The 23,077-nt window shown below is 64.9% G+C and carries 18 protein-coding genes and 1 pseudogene; 8 read left to right on the forward strand and 11 right to left on the reverse strand.

Going from position 1 to position 23,077, the window contains the following annotated elements; translation table 11 throughout:
- Positions 1 to 8 precede the first annotated feature (8 nt).
- Entirely contained in the window at positions 9 to 1,232 is a 1,224-nt protein-coding gene (locus AADZ78_RS19695; protein WP_085252670.1) for a PucR family transcriptional regulator, read from the reverse strand.
- 136 nt (positions 1,233 to 1,368) lie between these two features.
- Here AADZ78_RS19695 and AADZ78_RS19700 point away from each other — a divergent pair, with 136 nt between their 5' ends.
- Complete coding sequence (locus AADZ78_RS19700) at positions 1,369 to 3,000, forward strand: flavin-containing monooxygenase (RefSeq protein ID WP_085252723.1); 1,632 nt, start codon at positions 1,369 to 1,371, stop codon at positions 2,998 to 3,000.
- Here AADZ78_RS19700 and AADZ78_RS19705 read toward each other — a convergent pair.
- A pseudogene (locus tag AADZ78_RS19705) lies at positions 2,898 to 3,293 on the reverse strand (SRPBCC family protein); the annotation flags it as partial. The gene AADZ78_RS19700 and the pseudogene AADZ78_RS19705 overlap by 103 nt on opposite strands.
- 52 nt (positions 3,294 to 3,345) lie before the next feature.
- Here AADZ78_RS19705 and AADZ78_RS19710 point away from each other — a divergent pair.
- Positions 3,346 to 5,073 (forward strand): NAD-binding protein, encoded by a 1,728-nt coding sequence (locus AADZ78_RS19710; protein ID WP_204903358.1) that lies wholly within the window; start codon positions 3,346 to 3,348, stop codon positions 5,071 to 5,073.
- Here the strand turns inward: AADZ78_RS19710 and AADZ78_RS19715 are convergent.
- Complete coding sequence (locus AADZ78_RS19715) at positions 5,034 to 5,912, reverse strand: LLM class flavin-dependent oxidoreductase (RefSeq protein ID WP_085252720.1); 879 nt, start codon at positions 5,910 to 5,912, stop codon at positions 5,034 to 5,036. The two genes, AADZ78_RS19710 and AADZ78_RS19715, sit on opposite strands and share 40 nt — an antisense overlap.
- 38 nt (positions 5,913 to 5,950) lie before the next feature.
- On the opposite strand from AADZ78_RS19715, the gene AADZ78_RS19720 reads away from it, so the two are divergent.
- Together AADZ78_RS19720 and AADZ78_RS19725 are read left to right on the forward strand one after the other, a co-directional pair.
- Entirely contained in the window at positions 5,951 to 6,364 is a 414-nt protein-coding gene (locus AADZ78_RS19720) for a VOC family protein (protein WP_085252721.1), read from the forward strand.
- 30 nt (positions 6,365 to 6,394) lie between these two features.
- Positions 6,395 to 6,793: a VOC family protein gene (locus AADZ78_RS19725; protein ID WP_085252668.1), complete on the forward strand. Its 399-nt coding sequence runs from the start codon at positions 6,395 to 6,397 to the stop codon at positions 6,791 to 6,793.
- On the opposite strand, the gene AADZ78_RS19730 is transcribed toward AADZ78_RS19725, so the two are convergent.
- The 4 genes from AADZ78_RS19730 to AADZ78_RS19745 all read right to left on the reverse strand — a co-directional run bounded on the left by AADZ78_RS19730 (position 6,790) and on the right by AADZ78_RS19745 (position 10,730).
- Positions 6,790 to 7,269, reverse strand: coding sequence for an Rrf2 family transcriptional regulator (locus AADZ78_RS19730; protein WP_085252667.1), 480 nt, complete (start codon positions 7,267 to 7,269; stop codon positions 6,790 to 6,792). The genes AADZ78_RS19725 and AADZ78_RS19730 overlap by 4 nt on opposite strands.
- Before the next feature lie 49 nt (positions 7,270 to 7,318).
- A complete protein-coding gene (gene cysC, locus AADZ78_RS19735; RefSeq protein WP_085252666.1) occupies positions 7,319 to 9,172 on the reverse strand; it encodes an adenylyl-sulfate kinase in 1,854 nt (617 codons plus the stop codon).
- Complete coding sequence (cysD, locus tag AADZ78_RS19740) at positions 9,172 to 10,101, reverse strand: sulfate adenylyltransferase subunit CysD (RefSeq protein WP_085252719.1); 930 nt, start codon at positions 10,099 to 10,101, stop codon at positions 9,172 to 9,174. The genes cysC and cysD overlap by 1 nt, the downstream gene beginning before the upstream one ends.
- A gap of 137 nt (positions 10,102 to 10,238) precedes the next feature.
- Positions 10,239 to 10,730, reverse strand: a complete 492-nt coding sequence (locus tag AADZ78_RS19745) for a beta-class carbonic anhydrase (protein ID WP_085252665.1) — start codon at positions 10,728 to 10,730, stop codon at positions 10,239 to 10,241.
- Between the two features lie 215 nt (positions 10,731 to 10,945).
- Here AADZ78_RS19745 and AADZ78_RS19750 point away from each other — a divergent pair, with 215 nt between their 5' ends.
- From AADZ78_RS19750 to AADZ78_RS19765, 4 genes are read left to right on the forward strand one after another with little or no spacing between them, the layout of a single operon-like run.
- Positions 10,946 to 11,923 carry an ABC transporter permease gene (locus AADZ78_RS19750; RefSeq protein ID WP_085252664.1) on the forward strand — a complete coding sequence of 326 codons (978 nt, stop codon included), beginning with the start codon at positions 10,946 to 10,948 and terminating at the stop codon, positions 11,921 to 11,923.
- A complete protein-coding gene (locus AADZ78_RS19755) occupies positions 11,920 to 12,834 on the forward strand; it encodes an ABC transporter permease (protein ID WP_085252663.1) in 915 nt (304 codons plus the stop codon). The genes AADZ78_RS19750 and AADZ78_RS19755 overlap by 4 nt, the downstream gene beginning before the upstream one ends.
- Complete coding sequence (locus AADZ78_RS19760) at positions 12,831 to 14,669, forward strand: ABC transporter ATP-binding protein (RefSeq protein WP_085252662.1); 1,839 nt, start codon at positions 12,831 to 12,833, stop codon at positions 14,667 to 14,669. The genes AADZ78_RS19755 and AADZ78_RS19760 overlap by 4 nt, the downstream gene beginning before the upstream one ends.
- Entirely contained in the window at positions 14,662 to 16,341 is a 1,680-nt protein-coding gene (locus AADZ78_RS19765; RefSeq protein ID WP_239655089.1) for an ABC transporter family substrate-binding protein, read from the forward strand. The genes AADZ78_RS19760 and AADZ78_RS19765 overlap by 8 nt, the downstream gene beginning before the upstream one ends.
- Here the strand turns inward: AADZ78_RS19765 and AADZ78_RS19770 are convergent.
- The 4 genes from AADZ78_RS19770 to AADZ78_RS19785 are packed head-to-tail and all read right to left on the reverse strand — an operon-like array spanning position 16,311 to position 23,003.
- Positions 16,311 to 17,579, reverse strand: a complete 1,269-nt coding sequence (locus AADZ78_RS19770) for an alpha/beta fold hydrolase (RefSeq protein WP_085252661.1) — start codon at positions 17,577 to 17,579, stop codon at positions 16,311 to 16,313. The two genes, AADZ78_RS19765 and AADZ78_RS19770, sit on opposite strands and share 31 nt — an antisense overlap.
- Before the next feature lie 38 nt (positions 17,580 to 17,617).
- A complete protein-coding gene (locus AADZ78_RS19775) occupies positions 17,618 to 19,207 on the reverse strand; it encodes a GMC family oxidoreductase (protein WP_085252660.1) in 1,590 nt (529 codons plus the stop codon).
- Positions 19,208 to 19,215: 8 nt separating this feature from the next.
- Entirely contained in the window at positions 19,216 to 21,855 is a 2,640-nt protein-coding gene (locus AADZ78_RS19780) for an AAA family ATPase (RefSeq protein ID WP_085252659.1), read from the reverse strand.
- On the reverse strand, positions 21,852 to 23,003 hold the full coding sequence (locus AADZ78_RS19785) for a metallophosphoesterase family protein (protein WP_085252658.1): 1,152 nt from the start codon (positions 23,001 to 23,003) through the stop codon (positions 21,852 to 21,854). The genes AADZ78_RS19780 and AADZ78_RS19785 overlap by 4 nt, the downstream gene beginning before the upstream one ends.
- Positions 23,004 to 23,077: the final 74 nt, after the last annotated feature.

The raw sequence follows: 23,077 nt of genomic DNA on the forward strand, positions 1-23,077 counted from the left end.
CGGCTAAATCACTGTTGCCCGCGCCAGCGCAGCACGTCCAACGCAACGGCCACCGTGACACTGCATTCTTCCAATGGGCGGGGCAGCAGTTGGTCGGCACGGTGCAGCCGCCGGAACAACGTGTTGCGGTGCGTGAAGAGGCGGTTCGCGGCGCGAGAGGCGTTGCACTGCTCGTTGACGAATATCCGGACGGTGTCCTGCAATTCGGCGTCGGCGTGTTCGAACTCGCCGAGCGTGTGGTGAACGAACTCGGCCGCGCGGTCCGTGTCGGCGGTAATGAGGGCGGTCAGTTCGACGTCGGTGAACACCGCAATGCGTTGCGGTGAATGCAACCGCGCCATCATGTGCTGGGTGGTGACGGCGTCGAAATGGCTGCGCCGAAACCCGTCAATGCCGTTGGCGGTCGGTCCGATGGCGACTCGGATGTCGGCCATGGAGTCGATCGCGTCGTGCAGGGCTTCGAGGTTTATCTGGTCACCGGTTTTGCTGCCGGGCACCCAGGCCCACCGAGTGGCCGTGCTGGCCAGCACGATCAAAGGCCGGGCACCGGCCGACTGACCGAACGCCTCGGCGACCTTGTCCAGCCGGGCCAGATCACCGGCCGGGGCGTCACTCCAGATGACTGCCGCGGTATGGGCACCGGTCAACGCATAGCCGAGTCGGCCCTCGGCCCGACGCCTCGGTATGGGCGCACCCTGCAGGATCAGCGTGACGGTTTCGCGTCGTTCGGCGTGGCTACCACCGGTGAGGTCGTCATGCTCCACTTCGATCTGGCCAGCGATGAAAGCCAGCGTCGCGTCGACAAACGCGCTCGTTGACCGGGAGCACACGTCGAGAAGTTCGTGCAGTTCGGATGGATCCGAGGTCAATTCGAACGCGATTTCCATGAAGCGTCGCCAGGCCACCCCCTCGCCCACGCGATAGGCGTCCAGCGAGTAGGCGTTGAGTCCGCGGCGCACCAGCTCACGCGCGATGTTGATCGGCTCGGGCCCGGTGTTCGCCGCTACCGGTGCGCCCGGGTCGCGCACGTTCGCGGTTGCCCAGAAGTAGAGGTTGGCCCGGTTACTACGGCTTACCGCCGCGGCCAGTTCCGGATCCGCCGCGATGGCCGGACTGGCGGCAAGAACCGCACGGTCAAGTTCCGCTAGCCACTCGGGCCGCGCGTTGACGACGATCTGCGCGCACTGCCGGATCAGCTCCTGACACCGAGGTGACGGCCGCTTCCACGTCATCAAACGACTCTAGCCTTGATGGTGCATAATGCACCACTTGCTGACGATATTGAGTCATTTTGCGCTATTGCGCTGGTTCTTGGATCGGGACGATTGGTGCATCGAGTTCGGCCCCACCACCAAGGAGTTGTTAGTCATGCACGTCGACGTTCTGATCGTCGGCGCCGGGATCTCCGGCATCGGCGCCGCCTATTACCTGCAGAAACACCACCCCGGCCGCACCTACGCCATCCTCGAGGCGCGCGGTGCCACCGGCGGCACGTGGGACCTGTTCCGCTACCCCGGCATTCGGTCGGACTCCGACCTGCACACCTTCGGCTACGAGTTCAAGCCCTGGCGCGACGATCACGCGATCGCCACCGCCGACAAGATCCTGAGCTACCTGCGCCAGACCGCCGCCGAGAACGGCATTGACGAGAAGATCCGCTTCCACCACAAGGTGCTCGGGGCACAGTGGTCCAGCACCGACGCGCGCTGGACGGTCGACGTGGCGAACGTCCAGACCGGCCAACGGGTGCAGTTCGGCGCCAACTGGATCTTCATGGCCGGCGGGTACTACCGCTACGACCAGGGCTTCACCCCCGAGTTCAAAGGTCGCGACCGATTCGAAGGCCAGATCGTGCACCCGCAGCACTGGCCCGAGGACCTCGACTACACCGGCAAGAAAGTCGTCATCATCGGCAGCGGCGCGACCGCGGTGACCCTGGTGCCCGCGATGGCCGGCACGGCCGCGCACGTGACGATGCTGCAGCGCTCGCCGACCTACATCATGGCGGTGCCGTCGAAGGACGCCTTCGCCAATACTGCCAAGAAGGTACTCGGTGACAAGCGCGGCTATGCCCTATCCCGGCGCAAGAACATCTTCAGGCAGCGCGCCGTCTACCAGTTCTGCCAGACCTTCCCGGGCACCGCCAGGAAGTTGATCCGTCACCTCAACGCCAAGCAACTGCCCGCGGGCTTTCCCGTCGACGAACACTTCAACCCGACCTACAACCCGTGGGATCAACGGCTGTGCGCGGTGCCCGATGGCGACCTGTTCAAGGCCATCGCCGACGGCAGCGCCTCGGTGGTGACCGACCGCATCGCGACATTCACCGAGACCGGGATCGAGCTGGAGTCCGGCGCGCACCTGGACGCCGACATCATCGTCACCGCAACGGGTTTGAACCTACAGATGTTCGGCGGGGTGTCGTTGAGCGTGGACGGTGACCCGGTCGACGTTGCCGAGACCTTCCCGTATAAGGGCGTGATGCTCTCCGGTGTACCGAACTTCGCGTTCGCGGTCGGCTACACGAATTCGTCGTGGACACTCAAGGTTGGGCTGCTGTGCGAATACTTCTGCCGGCTGTTGAGCCACATGGACGCCAACGGCTACGACATCGCGCGTCCCGAGGCCGACGACCCGGAGATGGCGGCGACCCGACCGCTGCTGGACCTCTCCGCCGGGTACGTCCAGCGTGCGTTGCACCTGATGCCCAAGCAGAGCGACGTCGCACCGTGGCTGATGTCATCGAGCTACTACCGCGATGTCAAGCTGCTTCGCAACGACTCGGTGGCGGACCCCAACTTGCGGTTCGCTGCGTCCGCACCGAACTACGCCGACGTTTCGGCGGCCGCTTTGACGCGCCGCAGCGTCTCCTCGATACCGCGGTTTACTTGGCGTCCCCGCGGGATAAGCGCCTCGGCCAGTCTGTTGGCTATGGAGCACCACAGGAACTCAAAAGACTCGGTGAGCAATGTTCCCGTCCCAGACGGCTCCAGCGTGTAGCGCCAACGTGTTTCGCGACGACCAGCCCCGTCGTTGACGGTCGTGAAGCCGAACTCGCGTCCCCGGTCGGCGGTATCGACAACCGCGGTTCTTTCCCAGCGAAGCCGGCCCAGCCGGTTGTACCCGCGAAACCGCGCGCCCGGGACCGCTGAGGTGGCGCCGTCCAGCCACTCGCATCGGTAACACTCCGGACTCCATTCGCCCATCCGGGTCACGTCCGCGATGAGGTCGTACACGAGTTCCGGGGGTGCGGCAATGTCGATCCTGCTCTGGCCGCGCCGGGCTGTGGGCATGGCCCAAGTATTCCATTGGCACAATTCGTGCTATGCCGGACAACCGAGACGCATGATCATGCGCGACCACATCGTCGTCAGCGGTGACGACGCATTGGCGACGACAATCGCCGAGGAACTGAAGACCGCGGGCGCCAACATCGTCAAGCTCTCCAGCGACGACCTCGCCGACGCTGACCTCGGCCACGCGGTCGCCATCATCTGCGCCGGAGATGACGACGACCAAAACCTCGAAATCGCGTTACTGGCAAGGAAAGCCAACTCGGACGTGCGGGTGGTGGCCCGACTGGCCAACGATGTGTTGCGCGAAGCGATGGCCGCCGGCAACGGTCCCGGCGCCATCCTCGACGTCGCCGACCTAGCGGCGCCCTCGGTCGTCGAGGCATGTCTGGCGCGCACCGCGCATCCCCTCGAGGTGGCCGGCATCAAGTTCGTGGTCGCCGGCACCGAGGCACCGCATGATGCGACCCTGCGCGAGCTCTACGGCGACCTGGCACCGGTTGCGGTGATCCACGGTAAGAACTCGTCGTCCCCCGGCGAGTTGGTGGCATGTCCCGGACGAGATCTGCGGGTGCACGCCGGCGACTGGACCGCGGTGATCGGCTCCGCTGACGAGTTGGCGGCCCGCGGCATCAAGATCCCACCCCCGTGCGCAACGCGCTCCCGCCGGTCCCGGCTGCATCGAATCGCCGACGCGGTACGCACCCTGCGGGACGACGTCAACCCGATGTTTTATCGCGCGGTCGCCGCCATGCTGATCCTCCTGGTCGGCTCCACGATCTTGTTGCGCTTCGCCTACGAGAAACCGGGGATGGGGTGGATCGACGCGTTGTACTTCAGCACCGAGACGATTGCGACGGTCGGCTACGGCGACTTCAGCTTTAGCCACCAGCCCACCTGGCTGCGGCTGTTCAGCGTCATGTTGATGTTCGCCGGCGTGATTGCCACCGCCCTGCTTGTCGCATTCGTTGCCGACCTGCTGCTGTCACGGCGCTTTGCGTATTCGGCCGGACGCCGGCGGGCGCGTCATCTGCGCAACCACGTCATCGTCGTCGGGCTGGGATCGTTCGGCAGCCGCGTAGTCAGTGATCTGACCGCCGCCGGATACGACGTCGCGGTCATTGAGCGCGACGAGAACAACCGCTTCCTGTCGTCGGCGGCCGAGCTCGACGTGCCGGTCATTTTCGGGGATGCAACGCTTCGCCAGACGCTGGAATCGGCGTGCGTCGACCAAGCCCGCGCCGTAGCGGTGCTCACCCAGGACGACATGGTCAACATCGAGACCGGGATCGTGTTGCGTGAAATGCTGAACCGGCCCGACGTTCCGCTTGTGCTGCGCGTATACGATCGCACGCTGGGAAGCGCTGTGGCGCAGCGCTTCGGGTTCGACAACGTTCGGTCCACGGTTGATCTGGCGGCACCGTGGTTCATCGGCGCCGCGATGGGTCTGCAAGTACTGGGGACGTTTTCAGTCGGGCAGCACTCCTTCACGGTCGGCGGGATGCATGTGGTGGCCGGTAGCGAACTCGATGGGCTGCCGATGCAGGAATTGTCCACCCAAACCCGCGTCATCGCGATCACTCGGCCGGACGCACCGGTACGGTTGCACCCTCGCCGCGACGCCCGGCTGCGCGCCGGTGACACCGCCTATCTCGTCGGCCCGTATAGCGAGTTGCTCGCGACGCTGAGCAAGGGACAGCCGTCCCAGCCTCGCGGCAACTTGCCCGAAGCGGCGACACGTCAGAACTCGGCGGCCACCGCGGCGGCTCGCCACAGTTGACTGATGTTCGAACTGGTCGGGATGAGGTGGACTTCGTCGGCACCGATGCCGGCAAACCTTCGCAGCACCGCCAGCAGTTCCTCTTCGGTGCCGGCCCAGCCGGTCATCGGCGCCATCACATCGACGTATTCGGCGGGGATCCAGTTCATATAGCGCCGCAGATGGGCATGCACCTGCTCACGGGCCTGGTCCTGCGGCCCGAATGCGAACCAGAAGGAGGTCGTTAACAGGGGGTTGGGCTTGCCGGCCTCGGCCCACGCCGCCCGGGCCACGTCGAACAGCTCGTTCTGCTTGGTGGTGTCAAGGTCCAAGGTGGTGCCGGCCAGTCCGTCGGCCCAGACCGCGGCGCTGCGAACGGTCTTCGGTACGATAGTGCCGACGAGTAGCGGCGGACCACCGGCCTGGATCGGCGCCGGCCCGACCGGCCGCACCGAGTCGGTCGTTTTTTCGCCGGCCCACACCCGTTGCATCACCGCCACCCGTTCGGCCGCGCCGCGCATCGTCTGCGTCTTTGGGTCGGCGCCGGCGGCATGGTAGTCCTCCTGCCTGCCGCCGACACCGATTCCCACTGTTAACCGGCCGCCGGAAAGCATGTCTCCGGTTGCCAGCCCCTTGGCCAGCATCACGGGATCATGCAGCTGCGGCACGATCACCGTGGTAACCAGCCGCACCCGGTCGGTCCATGCAGCCAGCGCGCCGAGCAGCGTCAAGCTGTCGGGATTGTCGAACGCGATGCGCTCGCCCCAGCACAGTGACGAGAACGGACCCTCATCGATCGCACGTGCCCAGTTCTGCAGCACCGTCGCATCCAGGTCAGGCTCCATCACCGGCATCGTCATCCCGATCTTCACGAGCCGATTCTGGCAGCATGGAACCGATGGCCTTAACCAGCACATCCATTGCGCATGTTCGGCTCACGGTGACCGACATCGAGCGATCCCGGCGGTTCTACGAGAGTGTCTTCGATTGGCCGGTACTCATTGAGATTCCCGACAACGCCGACGAGGCAACGCGGCGCCGGTTGGGATTCCTGTTCGGCGGTGTCATCTACGACCTCGGCGGCGCGCTGCTGGGTCTGCGGCCGGTCGCCATGGACCGCTTCGACGAGAACCGCACTGGCCTGGACCACATCGCGTTCCGGGTAGGCAGCAAAGCCGAACTAGATGCCGCGGCTGCACATCTCGACGATCTTGGCATCGGCCACGAGCCGATCAAAGACATTGGGCCGTCTTACATTTTGGAGTTTCGCGACCCCGACAACATTGCTCTGGAGCTGACCACCCCCAAGTAATCTCCCGGAGAGAAGAACAGAGGTAAGAAGATGCCGATTAGTTTCAACCACACCATCGTCGCGTCACGCGACAAACGCGAGTCCGCGGAGTTTCTCAGCGACCTGTTTGGCCTGCCGAGCCCGACGCCGTATGGCCCGTTCATGGTCGTCGGGCTCGAACACGACGCGAGCCTCGACTACGCCGATGTCCCCGAAGGGCAGGAGATCCGGCCGCAGCATTACGCGTTCCTCGTTTCCGAGGACGAGTTCGACGCGATCTACGGCAAGATCACCGCACGCGGCTTGCCGCACTGGGCGGACCCGGGCGCCGAGCGCCCCGGCGAGATCAACCACCGAGACGGCGGCCGCGGAGTGTACTTCCAAGATCCGGCCGGGCACGCGATGGAGATCCTCACCCGACCCTATGGCTCGGGGGCTAACAACTCTTAGTGACGCTTGGCGCCGTGGCGCTTGCTCTCCTGATCCCGATAGTCATCGGCAAGTCGCGCAACGTGTTCCGGCAGCAATCCAGCGGCGACATCGGCCAGGGTTGTTTCTTCCAACACCGACCGCATGCTGGCCCGCAGCGCCCGCCAAACGTCGGTGAGTGCCACGGTAGGTCCGGAGTACGGTAGGTCGCCGAGCCCCATGTCGCGGACGCTGGCCAGTGGACCGTCGATGCAGCGCAGCACGTCGGCGATGCTGATCTCGTTTCCCGGGCGCGCCAGTTCATAGCCGCCCTCGCGACCGCGGTGGCTTCGCACCAAACGGTCGGTGCGCAAGTTGGTCAGGATGTCGACGAGAAATTGTGGTGGTATGCCTTGCGCATGTGCCAAGTCTTCGGTCTTGACCAAGGTTCCGCTGTCGGCCGTGGCCAGCTGGATCATCGCGCGCACCGCGTACTCCGCTTTGGCCGACATCCGCATGGTCACCGATTGTGCCACCGTTCCGCTGCGAGATTGCTGTGGTTTGCTGCTAGGACCCCGGCCCGAGCAAGTCGATGATTGCCTGTGCCTGCTCGTCGAGGTTGCGCTCGGGGGTGAGTCGCAGATGGGGATTCTTCGGCCGCTGATACGGGCTGTCGATGCCGGTGAAGTGCGTGATTTCACCCGCTCTCGCTTTGGCGTAGAGCCCCTTGGGGTCACGCCGCTCGCACTCTTGCAGCGGCGTATCGCAGAACACCTCAAAAAATTCGAATCCGGCGTCGGCGTGAATCTTTCGAGCCATTTCGCGGTGCTCGGCCAGCGGGCTGATGGCCGGCACCAGCACGATTTGGCCAGAGTCGGCGAGCAGCGTTGCCACATGCGCCAACCGGCGCAGGTTCTCCGCACGGTCGGCCATGGAAAAGCCGAGGTCGGCGTTCAGGCCGTGCCGGAGGTTGTCACCGTCGAGAACGTAAGCGGGGGTTCCATTTTCGAGAAGTTTCTTTTCGACCAGCATCGCGACCGACGACTTCCCGGCGCCGGAAAGGCCGGTCAACCACACGGTCCTGCCTCGACACCCGCGATCTTCGACGGCGACCAATGACTTGTGCCGCACGGTGTTCGGACTTGCCTGATGCGCCGAAACCTCGCGCAACACCATGCCAGCCGCCACGGTGCCGTTGGTGTCGGGGTCGATGAGGATAAACGAGCCGGTGCTGGCATTGCGAGTGTACTCATCGAGTAACAGCGGTACCTGAGTGCGCAGCGAGATGCGGCCAAGCTCGTTGAGCTTCAACGCCGTTGCGCTCTTGTCGCGGTGCAGGGTGTTGACATCCAGCCGGTAGTCGAGCGCAGTCACCCTGGCGCGCGTGGTTCGGGTGGTGTGTTTGATGACGTAGTCGCGTCCGGGCTGCAGCGCTGCCGAATCCGCCATCCAGCACACGGTCGCGTCGAATTCCTGGGTGACTCTGGGCTGGTTGTGGGTGCGTGCGATCATGTCGCCGCGCGAAACATCGATGTCGTCTGCCAAACACACCGAGACGGCCATCGGTGGAAACGCTTCTGCCACCGGCCCGTTCGAGCCTTCGATGGTGGTGATCTGGGTGGCCTTACCGATCGGCAATACGACTACCTCGTCGCCGGGCCGCATTACCCCGCTGGCCACCGTTCCGGCGTAGCTGCGGTGGTCCTGATGCTCGAGAGTGTGTGGCCGGATGACGTACTGAATCGGGAACCGTACGTCGACCAGGTTACGGTCACCGGCGATATAGACCTCTTCGAGATGGGAAAGCAGCGCCGGTCCCTCATACCAGGGTGTCTGGTCGGATCTGGTGACTACGTTATCGCCGTGCAGCGCCGAAATCGGGATCGAGGTTACGTCCTGCACGTCGAGGCGGGCGGCGAAGGCATGAAATTCGTCCCGAATCGACTCGAAAGCCTTTTGGTCCCAACCGATCAGATCCATCTTGTTGACGGCGAGCACCAGGTGGCGGATGCCCAACAGCGATGCCAGGAAGGCATGCCGGCGGGACTGCTCCAGCAATCCGTGCCGGGCATCGACCAACACGATCACCAGTTGAGCCGTGGACGCACCGGTCACCATGTTGCGGGTGTACTGGATGTGTCCCGGGGTATCCGCAATGATGAATTTCCGCTTGGGAGTAGCGAAGTAGCGATAGGCGACATCGATGGTGATGCCCTGTTCGCGTTCGGCCCGCAGGCCGTCGGTGACCAGAGCCAGGTCGGTGTACTCGTGGCCGCGGTCCCTAGATGTCTGCTGCACCGACGCCCACTGGTCTTCCATCACGGCTTTGGAGTCGTAGAGCAGGCGCCCGATCAGGGTAGACTTGCCGTCGTCGACCGAGCCCGCCGTAGCAAGCCGCAGCAGCGTAGTGGGTGCCGCCATCAGAAGTAGCCCTGCCGCTTGCGGTCTTCCATTCCGGCCTCCGAGATCCGGTCATCGGCCCGGGTAGCGCCCCGTTCGGTCAGCCGCGACACCGCTGTCTCGGCGATGACCTCCGACGCGGTGGCGGCCGTCGACTCCACGCATCCGGTGCAGGTGACGTCGCCGACGGTACGGAACCGCACCATGGTTTCGAAGACCTCTTCTTCGGCGCGCGGCTGCATATGCCGGTGCACCGCAAGAAGCATCCCGTCGCGTTGAAAAACCTTGCGCCGGTGCGCGAAATAGATCGAGGGCAACTTGACCTTCTCGGCACCCACATAGGACCAGATATCGAACTCGGTCCAATTGGACAGCGGAAAGACCCGGATGTGCTCACCCTTGTGATGACGTCCGTTGTAGAGATTCCATACCTCGGGCCGCTGGGCCTTTGGGTCCCACTGGCCGAACTCGTCGCGGAAGCTGAACACCCGCTCCTTGGCCCGCGCCTTCTCCTCGTCGCGCCGGGCTCCCCCGAATGCCGCGTCGAACTTGTTCTCCCGGATCGCGCGCAGCAGCGTGACGGTCTGTATCGGGTTTCGCGACGGGATGGTCTCGACGACCCGGCCGGCGTCAATGTCGTCCTGCACCGACGCCACCACCAACCGGACCCCGGCGTTCGCCACCAGCTCGTCGCGGGTTGCGATGACCTCATCGAAATTGTGACCGGTGTCGACGTGCATCACCGGGAAGGGCAGCCGCCCCGGCCGAAATGCCTTGAGCGCCAGGTGCAACATGACGATCGAGTCCTTGCCACCGGAGAACAACAGCACCGGTCGCTCGAATTCGGCAGCAACCTCTCGAATGATGTGGATCGCCTCAGCCTCCAGCAAGCGCAGGTGACTCAACTCGTACTGCCCCGGTGCGGGACTGACCTTCACGTCGCTGGCCATGATCACCTAACTGGAATTCTCAATAAAGTTGGTAGAACTGATCATATTTATGATCATTACCAGCTATAGAACCAGCCATCGTCGCCGCTGTCAATGAGAGTCCTTGACCGCGCTTAGGCGGCGGCCGGCGGACTGAGCTACAGCGTGACCTCGTCGAGTTTGCCGGTGGCGACGTCGAAAACGAACCCGCGCAATGACACGTGCTTGGTCACGAACGGACTGTTCTCAATGCGGCGTAACGACTGCCGGACGTCCTCGGCGGGGTCCGGGAAGGCCTCGGCCGCCCAGGGTGGCTTGACCCCGATCTCGTTCTGAATGTCTCGCTTGAAGTCGTCGTCGGTGAAGGTCAGCATCCCGCAGTCGGTGTGGTGAATCAGGATGATCTCGCGAGTCCCCAGCAGCCGCTGGCTGATGGCCAGCGAGCGAATGGCATCGTCGGTGACGACTCCGCCGGCGTTGCGGATGACATGCGACTCCCCCTCGTTGATCCCGAGCACCCGGTAGACATCGATGCGGGCATCCATGCAAGCCAAGACGGCGACGTGTTTGCTCGGCGGCAGGGGCAACGGTCCTTTGAAGGTGCTCGCGTATTTGGCGTTGTTGGCCAGGTAGTCGTCGGTAACCGTCACGCAAGTCTCCTCGGGGTTCGCGGTATGGAATTTGCTGCGCCGATCAAATGCCAGACAGAAGCCGCCGTGGATCGTAGCAACCGGCTAGCAGGATTTCACTGGTGCGGATCAGCCAGATCGGAATGCTTCCTAGCCGGGCGCGCCAGGCGAACCGTCCGGGCGCCACGCCGTCCCTCGGCTCGCTACCCTGTCCCAATGCGGCACGGTGGTCGGGCATGACACGCTTTCTCGCGCGCCGGTTGCTCAACTACCTCATCCTGTTGGCGCTCGCGTCGTTCCTGACTTATTGCCTGACCTCGCTGGCCTTCTCGCCGCTGGAAAGCCTGATGCAGCGCAGCCCGCGTCCACCGCAAGCCGTAATCGACGCCAAAGCCCACGATCTCGGCCTGGACAAGCCCATCCCGATTCGCTATGCCAACTGGGTTTCGCACGCGGCGCGCGGCGATTTCGGAACCACCATCACCGGCCAACCCGTCTCCGCCGAACTAGGGCGCCGCATCGGGGTAAGCCTGCGGCTACTCGTCGTTGGATCTGTGGTCGGCACCGTGCTCGGCGTCGTGGTCGGGGCGTGGGGCGCCATCCGCCAATACCGGTTCAGTGACCGCGTCGTCACCATGCTGGCGTTGCTGGTGTTGAGCACGCCAACGTTCGTGGTGGCCAACCTATTGATTTTGGGCGCGCTGCGGGTCAACTGGGCGGTAGGCCTTCAGCTGTTTGACTACACCGGGGAAACCTCACCGGGCGTGACCGGCGGAACGTGGCGAGTCTGGGGCGACCGTTTGCAGCATTTGGTGCTGCCCTCGCTCACGCTGGCGCTCGGCGCTGCCGCCGGCTTCAGCCGCTATCAGCGCAACGCGATGCTCGACGTGCTCGGCCAGGATTTCATCCGCACCGCCCGCGCCAAGGGACTGACGCGGCGGCGCGCGCTGCTCAAGCACGGACTGCGCACCGCGCTGATACCGATGGCGACGCTATTCGCCTACGGGGTCGCCGGACTTGTCACCGGAGCGGTTTTCGTCGAGAAGATTTTCGGCTGGCACGGCATGGGTGAGTGGATGATCCGGGGCATTTCGACCCAAGACACCAACATCGTCGCGGCGATCACCGTGTTTTCCGGCGCGGTCGTCTTGCTGGCCGGCTTGTTGTCCGACGTCATCTACGCCGCACTGGACCCGAGGGTGCGGGTGTCATGACGGTGGCCGATCAACCCGTGGCCGATCTAACGGGGGCAACGGAATTCGCCTCACGCCGCACCCTGGTGCTGCGCCGGTTCCTGCGCAACAGGTCGGCCGTGGTGTCACTGACGCTGCTGGTGCTGCTGTTCATCGGCTGCTATGCGCTACCCCCGCTGCTGCCCTACTCATACCAGGATCTGGATTTCGACGCGTTGCTGCAGCCGCCGAACACCCATCACTGGCTGGGCACCAACGCGCTGGGCCAAGACCTGCTGGCGCAGATCTTGCGGGGCATGCAGAAGTCGATGCTGATCGGGGTCTGCGTGGCGGTGATCTCCACCGGAATCGCGGCGACCGTCGGGGCGATCTCGGGTTATTTCGGTGGCTGGCGGGACCGGGCGCTGATGTGGGTGGTCGATCTGCTGCTGGTGGTCCCCAGCTTTATCTTGATCGCCATCGTCACGCCGCGCACCAAGAACTCGGCCAACATCATGTTCCTGGTGTTGCTGCTGGCCGGCTTCGGCTGGATGATCAGCTCCCGCATGGTGCGCGGCATGACTATGAGCCTGCGCGAACGCGAATTCATCCAGGCCGCAAGGTATATGGGTGTCTCCAGCCGCCAAATCATCGTCGGCCACGTGGTACCGAATGTGGCATCCATCCTCATCATCGACGCCGCCCTGAACGTCGCCTCCGCAATTCTCGCCGAAACCGGCTTGAGCTTCCTCGGTTTCGGCATTCAGCTTCCGGATGTGTCGCTGGGCACCTTAATCGCCGACGGCACCCAATCCGCGACCACCTTCCCTTGGGTGTTTCTGTTCCCGGCCGGTGTTTTGGTGCTGATTCTGGTGTGCGCCAACCGGACCGGCGACGGCCTGCGCGACGCCCTGGACCCGGGCAGCAGAACGCTGCGGAAGGCTGCCCGATGAGTCCGCTGCTGGAGGTCTGCGACCTGGCCGTCACGTTCCCCACCGACCGTGATCCGGTGACCGCGGTGCGCGGCATCAGCTACCGCGTCGAGCCCGGCGAAGTGGTGGCAATGGTCGGCGAATCAGGATCGGGCAAGTCCGCGGCCGCGATGGCCGTGGTCGGCCTGCTACCGGAGTACGCCGAGGTGGGCGGCTCGGTCCGGTTGCAGGGCACCGAACTACTGGGACTTGGCGACGACGCAATGTCGCGGTTCCGCGGCAAGGCGATCGGTACGGTGTTTCAGGATCCGATGTCTGCGCTGACCCCCGTCTACACCGTCGGTGACCAGATCGCCGAGGCGATCGAGGTGCATCAGCCCCGTGTCGGCAAGAGGGCGGCTCGCCAGCGTGCGGTGGAATTGCTTGAGCTCGTTGGTATCTCACAGCCAGCGCAGCGCGCCCGCGCGTTTCCGCACGAGCTGTCCGGGGGCGAACGGCAACGTGTCGTCATCGCGATCGCGATCGCCAACGATCCCGACTTGCTGATCTGCGACGAACCCACCACCGCACTGGACGTCACCGTGCAGGCCCAGATCCTCGAGGTGCTCAAGAAGGCGCGCGACGTCACCGGTGCGGGCGTCCTGATCATTACCCACGACCTGGGAGTGGTCGCCGAATTCGCTGACCGTGCACTGGTAATGTACGCCGGCCGGGTCATCGAGTCGGCCGGTGTGACTGACCTTTACCGTGATCGCAAAATGCCCTACACCGTAGGGCTGTTGGGCTCGGTCCCCCGCCTGGACGCCGCACAGGGTACCCGGCTGGTTCCCATCCCCGGGGCGCCTCCGTCGCTGGCCGGCCTCGATCCCGGCTGCCCGTTCGCGCCGCGGTGCCCCCTGGTCATCGACGAATGCCTTGCGGCCGAGCCGCCTTTGATCGAGGTCGGGGAGCAACATCGGGCTGCCTGCATCCGCACCGACCAGGTCGCCGGGCGCAGCGCCGCAGACATCTACGGGGTCAACACCAAAACCGGCGCGCCCGAGCCCGGTGGCTCCACCATCGTCGTGCGGGTGCGTGATCTGGTCAAGACCTACCCGCTGACCAAGGGCGTGGTGTTGCGCCGAGTCATCGGCGAGGTCCGCGCAGTCGACGGTGTGAATTTCGAGCTACAGCAAGGCCGCACGTTGGGGATCGTCGGCGAATCCGGCTCCGGCAAGTCGACCACCTTGCACCAGATCTTGGAACTGGTTGCGCCACAATCGGGATCGATCGAGGTTCTCGGCACCGATGTCGCCATGTTGAGTGCCGCGAGCCGGCGATCGCTGCGGCGCGACATTCAGGTTGTTTTCCAGGATCCGGTGGCCTCTTTGGACCCGCGACTGCCCGTCTTCGACCTGGTGGCTGAACCGTTGCAAGCCAACGGGTTCAGCAGGAGCGACATCCACGCGCGGGTCGCCGAGCTACTCGACATCGTGGGACTGCGCCGCGCCGATGCCAGTCGCTATCCCGCCGAGTTCTCCGGCGGCCAGAAGCAGCGTATCGGCATCGCACGAGCGCTGGCTTTGCAGCCCAAAATCCTTGCTCTCGATGAACCGGTGTCCGCGCTTGACGTCTCTATCCAGGCCGGCATCATCAACCTGTTGCTCGATCTGCAAGAGCGGTTCGGCCTGTCGTATCTGTTTGTTTCCCACGATCTTTCGGTGGTTAGACACCTCGCCCACCAGGTTGTGGTGATGTTCAAAGGCACCATTGTCGAGCAGGGCAACAGCCAGGAGGTCTTCAGCCATCCGAAGCACGAGTACACCCAGCGCCTGTTGGGCGCGGTGCCGCAACCGGATCCGAGGCGACGTGGCTAGCCGGCGCGGCGGACGGGTTGCGGCGGCACTGCTCGTCGCAGCGATCGTGCTGTCCGGATGCTCCGCAGCCTCCCAGCTGGCTGTGCCGGCCGCCGGAAACACCGTTCTGGGCGCCACCAGCGACATCAACCCGCAGAATCCCGCCACCCTGCGCGACGGCGGCAACCTGCGGCTCTCACTCGCCGATTTCCCGGCCAACTTCAACATCTTGCACATCGACGGCAATGAGGCTGGTGTCGCGGCGATGATGAAAGCCACCTTGCCGAGCGCGTTCATTATCGGGCCGGACGGCTCGACGACGGTCAACACCGACTACTTCACCAGCATCGAACTCACCAGTACCGAGCCTCAAGTGATCACCTACACCATCAACCCGAAGGCATTCTGGTCCGATGGCACCCCCATTACCTGGCGCGACATCGCCAGTCAGATCCATGCCACCAGTGGCATCGACAAGGGGTTCGAGTTCGCGTCGCCGAACGGCGCGGATCGCGTCGCCTCGGTGAGCCGCGGCGTCGACGACCGCCAAGCCATCGTGACTTTCGCCAAGCCCTACGCCGAATGGCGCGGCATGTTCGCCGGCAACGGCATGCTGATGCCAGCGAGCGTGACCACCACGCCCGAGGCATTCAATAAGGGCGCGCTCGAAGGCCCGGGTCCCTCCGCGGGTCCGTTCATCGTGTCCGACCTGGACCGGGCCAAGCAGCGAATCACCTTGACCCGCAACCCCAAATGGTGGGGAAAGCGCCCACGGCTGGACAGCATCACGTACCTCGTACTCGATCCCGCCGCGGATTTGCCGGCGCTACAGAACAACACGATCGACGCGACCGGAATTGCCTCGCTGGACCAGCTCACCATCGCCGAACGCACCAAAGGCATCTCCATTCGACGGGCACCGGCCCCGAGCTGGAGCCACTTCACTTTCAACGGCGCGGCCGGGTCGATTCTCGCCGACCCGGCGCTGCGGCTGGCGGTGTGCAAAGGAATCGACCGTCGGACTATCGCCAAAGTTGCCCTGTACGGCCTTACCAGTGATCCGACGCCGCTGAACAACCACATCTTCGTCGCCGGGCAGGACGGGTATCAGGACAACAGCGGTGTTGTTGCTTATGACCCCGAACAGGCGAAACGCGAACTCGACGCCATCGGCTGGAGGCTTAACGGCAAATTCCGCGAGAAGGACGGTCGCCAGCTCCTCGTGCGCATGTTGTTCTATGACGCGCAGAGCAGCCGGCAGTTCGCGCAAGTCGCTCAGCACAGCCTCGCGCAGATTGGCGTCAAGCTTGAACTTCAATCCAGATCCGGCAGTGGCTTTTTCAGCAACTACGTCAACGTCGGGGCTTTCGATATAGCGCTATTCGGCTGGGTCGGCGACGCCTTCCCGCTGTCATCGCTCACCCAGATCTACACGTCCGACGGGGAGAGCAACTTCGGCAAGATCGGTACCCAGGAGATCGACACCGCCATCGAGCACACGCTCGAAGAACTTGACCCCGGTAAGGCCCGCGCGTTGGCCAACGAGGTCGACAAACTCATCTGGGCGGAAGGATTCAGCCTGCCACTGACCCAATCCCCAGGTACCGTCGCGGTCCGCAGCACCCTGGCCAATTTCGGCGCGAGGGGCCTGGCCGATTTGGACTATACCGCCATCGGGTTCATGCGTACCTGAGCGGAGCGCCGCACGGACGGTACCTTCGGCAACGCATGCTCGACAGTGGCGACCACCTGGATCGCCTTCCACAACAGCCGCAGGGCCAGCCGCGGCGGCAACGCGTCCAGCATCGGCGCCTGCTCGGCAAGCCCGTCGATGTCGCCGCGACACACTGCACTGGCGATGGCCAAGGCGGCGGGCTCACGAAAGTCCACCGCGCTGTGCCCCATGGTAGGCAAGGACAGCAGTACGGCATCCGGCACCAGCGACGCTATCCGCTCGGCCACCGCGGGCGGGGTGATGAGGTCGCGGCCACCGGCAACCACCACGGTGGGCCAACGGAATTTCGGCATTTCGGCCACCAAATCATAGGGCTCAGCAACGAAATCATCTGTAACAGTATGGATTTCACGTATGGCGACGGCGGGGTCGAGCGGTAGTCCATCCGGTTCGGCGGCATAGTCGAGTTCGCGAAAAGCGATGCGACCCACCAGATCGATTTCATACCGGTACGGCACCTTGCGGGTGACGATCTTGCTGAACCGGAACAGCGCCCGCCACAGCATCGTTCGGCCCGCAAGCAACAGATCGAGTTGGCGATCAAGGAGTTTGGCACCGCCGTAGCCATAAACCGTCGCCGCGACCTGTCCCGCCGAAGCTGTCATCATCCCGGCGTCGACCAGCCGGCGCATCTTGGGCGCCAGCGCCGCGGTTTCGGGGCTAGCACCCTTGAGCAGCACCCCTCGAATGGCATCGCGCACGATCGCAATGTCATGCCGGGACAGCACCGGCGAATCGAGGATCATCGACCCCACCAGGTGGGGATACCGGACGCCGACTCCCGCCGCGAGGTAGCTGCCGTATGACGTTCCGTAGATGACGGCTGAGTCGACGTGAGCGTCGTCGAGCACCGCGGCCACGTCGTCGACCACCTGATCGATGGTGATCGCATGCGGCGGCAGGTCCGCGCCCGAGTCATCGTGGCGCGACATCCCCACTCCCCGATGCTCGATCATGATGACGTCAAGACCTGCTGCGGCGGTGCGTCGCCGCAACCCCCGATACGAGAGCACCGACGCCATTCCCGGTCCTCCCGGGATGATCACCAGCGGCCGCCTGGACTTGCGGCCGGAGCGCACGTAGTACAGATCGAACTGTTCGTCGCTGCTCGGTGACACCGGCCGGCGCACCGGCCGCACCCCGGGCAGTCTTGCCAGCTTGTCGTGCGCCTGGCGTCGCTTCGCGTTCATCGTCATGGGTGTCGGACCGCCATGGCATCCATTCTGCCGAGATACTAGCCGCGGATCAGGTCGGCGGCCTTTTCCCCGATCAGCACCGACGGCGCATGGGTGTGCCCACGAATCGTGCTGGGCATCACCGATGCGTCCGCTACCCTCAGTTGCTCGATTCCCCGTACCCGCAGCTGCGGATCCACCACACTCGCCTGATCATTGCCCATCCGGCAGGTGCCCAGCGGGTGATAGAGGGTGTGCGAACAGGTGGTCAGCGCCTGCTCGAGAGTTGCTTCGTTCAGCTCGGCGCTGTTGCGCGGTCGTGCGATGGGTCCCAGCAGGGGCTTTAATGCCGAGGCCTCGGCGATCTGGGCGCATATCCGGAGGCCCGTCATCATTGCCGAGCGGTCCACGCCGCCGGGGTCGGACAGGTAGCGGGGTTCGATGACCGGCTTGGCAAACGGGTCGGCGGACCGCAGTGTGACCTGGCCGCGGCTTTGCGGCGCCACCAGGATCGGCCCGAACACCACGCCGTGTCCCGGCGGCTTTACCAGCAGGCCCTCGTCGTAAAACGGCGCCGGCGCGAAGATCAGCTCGAGGTCGGGAAGCTCTAGTTCGGGCCGGCTGCGGACGAATCCATACGCCTCGCCGACGTTGGAGGTAAGCATGCCGCGCCGCCGCAGCAGGTAGTTGACCAACTGTTTCGGCTTTTCGGCTGCCGCCAGGCTGCCGTCTGCAACGTCGAAGCCCAACACCGCGACGAGGTGGTCAAGCAGGTTCTGCCCCACTTCGGGTGCGTGGTAGACGGTTTCGATGCCGTGCTCGGCCAGCCGGTCGCGGTCGCCGATGCCGGAAAGCATCAGCAGCTGCGGGCTATTGACGGCACCGCCGCAGAGCACGACTTCGCGACGAGCGAAGGCGACGGATCGTTGACCGCCACGGTGGTATTCCACGCCGACCGCTCGGGTTCCGTCGAGAACGACCCGAGTGGCGGTGGCTTCGGTCAGCACGGTGAGGTTCTTGCGGCGCATGGCCGGCTTGAGATAGGCGTCGGCGGTGCTGCACCGAGCTCCCCGACGTTGGGTGACGACGGTTTCGCAGAAGCCTTCCGGGGCAGCGGAATTCGGTTGGGTAGTGGGAAATCCGCATTCGCGCGTCGCCGCCAACCAGGCGGCGGTCAGGCCGCGGGGGCTGCGCTGACGGGAGATGCGCATCGGGCCGCTCACACCACTGTCGTCGCCGCTCACGAAGTGCCAGGCGTCCGTGACGTTCTCGATGCGACGGAAATACCCGAGCGCCTCGGCGTAGGACCATTCCGGGCCCGCTCGCCGGGCCCATGCATCGTAGTCGGCGCTGAATCCGCGCACCCACATCATCGCGTTCATCGATGATGAGCCGCCGAGCACTTTGCCTCGGGGCCAATAGATCTCACGTCCACCGAGCGTCGGCTGCGGTTCGGTGAGGTAATCCCAGTCGATTTCACTGCGGAACAGTTTGGAGAAGGCCGCCGGGATCGGAATGAATCTGTTCTTGTTGCGAGGTCCCGCTTCCAGGGCCAACACCGAGCTGGCCGGATCGGCGCTAAGCCGATTCGCCACAACCGCACCGGCCGAGCCGGTACCGACCACCACGTAGTCGCAGTGAACGTCCATTTTCAGGCTCAGTCTAGGACGTCAAGATCAATGCGGTGCGCACCCTTGACACCTTCGTAGCGGTCAGGAGTACATGTCAGCACGATCACCTGTCCGTGGGCTCCCACGACATCGAATACCTCCCCCATCTTGGCCAGCCGGTCCGGATCGGTGAAGCCCAACGCGTCGTCTACTATCACCGGGACGGTGTCCTCCTTGGCGACCAAAGCCGCCCCGGCTAATCGCGCCAGGATGCCGAGTTGCTCCTTGGCGCCGCCCGACAGGGACTCGTAGGGCACCGTGATGTCGTCGAGGGTTCGGCTGCGGATCCGTAGGTCGCTGTCGACGTCCACCTCGAATGTCGGCCCGAACACTGGGCGACCGAGCCGCTGCAGTTCCACTCGGTAGGGCTCGACATAGCGCAAGCGAGTGATATTACGGTGGCGCGCCATCACCGACCGCAGCAATTGCGCGGCGCGGGCCCGGCGGCCGACCCGGGCGTGCTGGCTGGTGGCGTGCTCGCGCTCGGTCTCGGCGGCATCGAGCTTGCCCTTGCGGCCCTGGGTGCCGAACACCGAAAGCTCGATGGTGACCTCGCGCAACGCGCGAACGGCATCGTCGTGGCGGTCGCGCAGTGACTCGGCTATTTCGGTGGCCTCGGCAAGTTCGGCGGCTATCTTGTCGGGCTCTGCAGCGCTTAGCTTTTCGGCCAATTCGGCTACCCGCCGCTCGGCGGTCTGCAGCATTATCCGGTCGGCGTCCGCCTTGGCGGCGAGGTCTTCGTCGCTGACCGACGCCCGCTCCCCGACCAACCGGGTGGTGACCGCGTCGAGCTCTGCCCGTTGAGTCGCGAGTTTGTTCTGCAAAACCGTTGCGCGCGTGGCTGCCTCAGCGAGCCGACGGCCGGCATCGGCCGCGGCGCGCCGCAGGGTCTGATGCTCGACCTGCGCGGCCGTGCGCGCCGCCTCGGCCGCGTCACGTTCCGCGCGAGCGGTGGCGGCATCCGCACCGAAGAGATCGGGTTCTGCCGGTTGATCCGCATGCAACTGTGCCAGCCTCGCGTGAATTTGGTCCACCCGTTCGTCTCCGCACAGGCCGGCCAGCGTGGCGGTCAGCTGGTCTCGGCTGCTCAGCAGTTCCCGGCGCCGCCGGTCGGCGGATCGGGCTGCCGTGAGGTCGGCGACGTTAGCGGCCTCCAGCGCTTCGGCGAGTTCTTGTTGTGCAGCAACGTATTTGGCCTGAATATCGAGGGCGGTCACACCCGGGTTGACCCGCGCAGTCAGGACACCGGGCACCTCGACCTCGGTGGGACCGGTAGCGGTGATCGACCAGCCTTGACCTGACGCCAGTGGCACCCGTTGGCCGCCGACAACAAGCTCGATGTCAACGGCGGCGGTAACTTCCACGGCCGCGGAGTTCAACGCCAGCTGCCCACTGGCGCGATCGACAGCGGCGGCGGCGCTTTCGATGCGACGCAGCAGGTCCTCTGTCATCCTGATTGCGGACAGCTCCGCGCCGATCCGGTCGCGCTCGCGCTGAACGGCGTCGATCTTGGCGAGCCGAGCGCTGAGCCGGTCAGCCTCCTCACGGTCGGCGATCCGGTCGAGAGCGCGTCGGGCGGATTCGGCACGGCATTGGATGGCGGGCAGGGACTGGTCGGCCTTCTCGACCGCGGCATCGCAGGCCTCGGCATCGGCTTTCGCCGTTGCCTGCTGGCCGGAGGCTGCATCCGCCTCGGCCGCCACAGCGGCGACAGTTGCTGTACGAGTTTCGATTTCGGCGACCAGCGCTAGCCTCGCGGCGTGCGCGGCAGCGGATGCGGTGCTGGTTGCGGCCGCGGCCGCGGCGATCAATCGAGCTTCCCGCGCTTCGTCGGCAAGCTCGGCTTGCCTGGTGGCTGCGGCCGTTGCGGCGGCGAGCCGGGGCGCGGCGGCGAGTTGTTGCCGGGCCAATTCGGCCACCTGCTGAGTCAGGTCAGCATGGCGACACGCCCGGTCATCGACTTCGGCCACAGCCTTGGCGCACTCCGTCACCGCCGCCTCGGCATCGGCAAGTCGCGAGATGGCGGCCGACCACTCCCCGGTGGGGCGCCCGGTCGGGGTGAAGTAGCGCGCGTACTCGGCCTCGATCCGTTCGATGAGCAATGGCTCGGCCCCAGCAGGCGCCGTTTCGGCGCCGGATTGCGCACCGGCGGCGACGTCCAGCGCGCGCGACAGCGCATCGCAGCCGGACAGATCCACGGCATCGGTCGACGCAGCCTGCAACACACGCTGGGCACGCCACAGTACGGTGTCCACGGTCTCGGCCAGCATCGCCCGGACCCGATCGTGCGCTTCGTCGCCGGTCAGTTGTTCGCGACGCGGTGCCAGCACGGTCAACTCCGTCTCACATTTCTTGTGAAATCGCTTGCGATAGACGAAACGGTAAGGGCCACTGGTGATCTCGGCTGTGACCTCGGAGCCGACGTCGGCGTTGGTGGGTTTGACTTGTTTGACTTCCTTTTTTGCCGAGCGGTCCTTGAACTCCATCAACAGGTCCAACGCCTCGATCATCGACGTCTTACCGACCTCGTTGGCGCCGCTCACCAGCACCACCCCGTGGTCGGGGAACTCGATCTCCCGATGGGCGATGCCTCGGTAGTTCGTCAGGATCAGCCGGTGCAGCTTCATGCCGCGCCCCGATCGGCGAGCCGCAGCAACAGCGCCAGCGCCGCTTGAGCATCGGCAGCGGAATCGTCGTCGCCGCCGCGTGCCGTGGCGACCAATTCATCGACAGCGGCGGCGGCGAACCCGCCGATGCCAAGGTCGGTGAACTCGCCGTCCGCGGGTATCACCGCGAGGTCGGTGTGGCGCTCCCACAGGCTCAGCCAGGCGAACAACCGCGCGTATTTGTCCAGGCAGGCATCGAGCGCCGCACGGTCGGTGACGGTCAAGGAACCGGTTAGTGCGAGCCGCACCACGGTGCGGTCCTTGTCCGTCAGTTGATCCAGATTGAGGTCTAGGTCGGCGATTTCGCGGTTGTTGTCCACCTCGCGGCGCAGGGTGACAAACCGCCAGCGGCCGACATGCCTGGGCTGCACTGTGACCGGGCGTCGCGGCTCGCTTTCGTCGATGTCGACGATCAGGACATGACCCGGATCTGTTTCCACATCGTCGAAGTTGGTCACTTCGGGTGAGCCCGAGTACCACACCCGGCCGCTGCCGCCGACCTGGGTGAGCGAATGTTTATCGCCCAGGGCCACATAATGAATCGCACCGTCGGACAACGCGTCGTCGAGCTTGGCGAGCCGAATGAGCGAGGGCTTGTCGGGGTCCGGGTCCAATACGTCGACGCCGCCGTGGGCAACGAGCACCCGGGTCACTTGGCTTGCGGGCAGGCCGTTTAGCGCCTCGGCGACCAGGTCGGTGGTGGGTGACTTGGATCGCCAGGGTGCTGCGATGATCTCCAATCCCGGCCGAACTTCATGGACGCCCGCCCGGTCGAGCACTACGACGTTGTCCGGGCATTCGGCGGTGAATAGCGCACTGGTGTAGACCGACGACGCGTCCAGCGGGTCGTGGTTGCCCGGCAGCAGATAGACCGGAATGCCGATGGCGCGCATGGCCTCTAGGGACTGACCGATCACCTGTGGAGCGAGTTGGTTGTGTTCGAAGACGTCCCCGGCGACGACGACGAATTCGGCGCCCACCTCGGCGGCCAGCGCGCCCAGGCCGGCTACCGCATCGCGGCGGGCCGCCGAATAACGCGGTTGGGCATCGCCGGCGAGGAAGTGCCGGGTCATGCCCAGCTGCCAGTCGGCGGTATGCACGAATCGCATGCTGGCGACCTCCTCGGTGAAACGGCGAGTCTTTCAAAGGCACCGCGAGTGTAGGTCTGGGCGCCGACAAGTTC

Source organism: Mycobacterium riyadhense, from assembly GCF_963853645.1.
Classification (GTDB): domain Bacteria; phylum Actinomycetota; class Actinomycetes; order Mycobacteriales; family Mycobacteriaceae; genus Mycobacterium; species Mycobacterium riyadhense.

Coding starts and splice junctions, on each gene's coding strand:
- AADZ78_RS19695 (WP_085252670.1), bottom strand. CDS start 1,232: ATGACGTGGAAGCGGCCGTCACCTCGGTGTCAGGAGCTGATCCGGCAG.
- AADZ78_RS19700 (WP_085252723.1), top strand. CDS start 1,369: ATGCACGTCGACGTTCTGATCGTCGGCGCCGGGATCTCCGGCATCGGC.
- AADZ78_RS19710 (WP_204903358.1), top strand. CDS start 3,346: ATGATCATGCGCGACCACATCGTCGTCAGCGGTGACGACGCATTGGCG.
- AADZ78_RS19715 (WP_085252720.1), bottom strand. CDS start 5,912: ATGACGATGCCGGTGATGGAGCCTGACCTGGATGCGACGGTGCTGCAG.
- AADZ78_RS19720 (WP_085252721.1), top strand. CDS start 5,951: ATGGCCTTAACCAGCACATCCATTGCGCATGTTCGGCTCACGGTGACC.
- AADZ78_RS19725 (WP_085252668.1), top strand. CDS start 6,395: ATGCCGATTAGTTTCAACCACACCATCGTCGCGTCACGCGACAAACGC.
- AADZ78_RS19730 (WP_085252667.1), bottom strand. CDS start 7,269: ATGCGGATGTCGGCCAAAGCGGAGTACGCGGTGCGCGCGATGATCCAG.
- cysC (WP_085252666.1), bottom strand. CDS start 9,172: ATGGCGGCACCCACTACGCTGCTGCGGCTTGCTACGGCGGGCTCGGTC.
- cysD (WP_085252719.1), bottom strand. CDS start 10,101: ATGGCCAGCGACGTGAAGGTCAGTCCCGCACCGGGGCAGTACGAGTTG.
- AADZ78_RS19750 (WP_085252664.1), top strand. CDS start 10,946: ATGACACGCTTTCTCGCGCGCCGGTTGCTCAACTACCTCATCCTGTTG.
- AADZ78_RS19755 (WP_085252663.1), top strand. CDS start 11,920: ATGACGGTGGCCGATCAACCCGTGGCCGATCTAACGGGGGCAACGGAA.
- AADZ78_RS19760 (WP_085252662.1), top strand. CDS start 12,831: ATGAGTCCGCTGCTGGAGGTCTGCGACCTGGCCGTCACGTTCCCCACC.
- AADZ78_RS19770 (WP_085252661.1), bottom strand. CDS start 17,579: ATGACGATGAACGCGAAGCGACGCCAGGCGCACGACAAGCTGGCAAGA.
- AADZ78_RS19775 (WP_085252660.1), bottom strand. CDS start 19,207: ATGGACGTTCACTGCGACTACGTGGTGGTCGGTACCGGCTCGGCCGGT.
- AADZ78_RS19780 (WP_085252659.1), bottom strand. CDS start 21,855: ATGAAGCTGCACCGGCTGATCCTGACGAACTACCGAGGCATCGCCCAT.
- AADZ78_RS19785 (WP_085252658.1), bottom strand. CDS start 23,003: ATGCGATTCGTGCATACCGCCGACTGGCAGCTGGGCATGACCCGGCAC.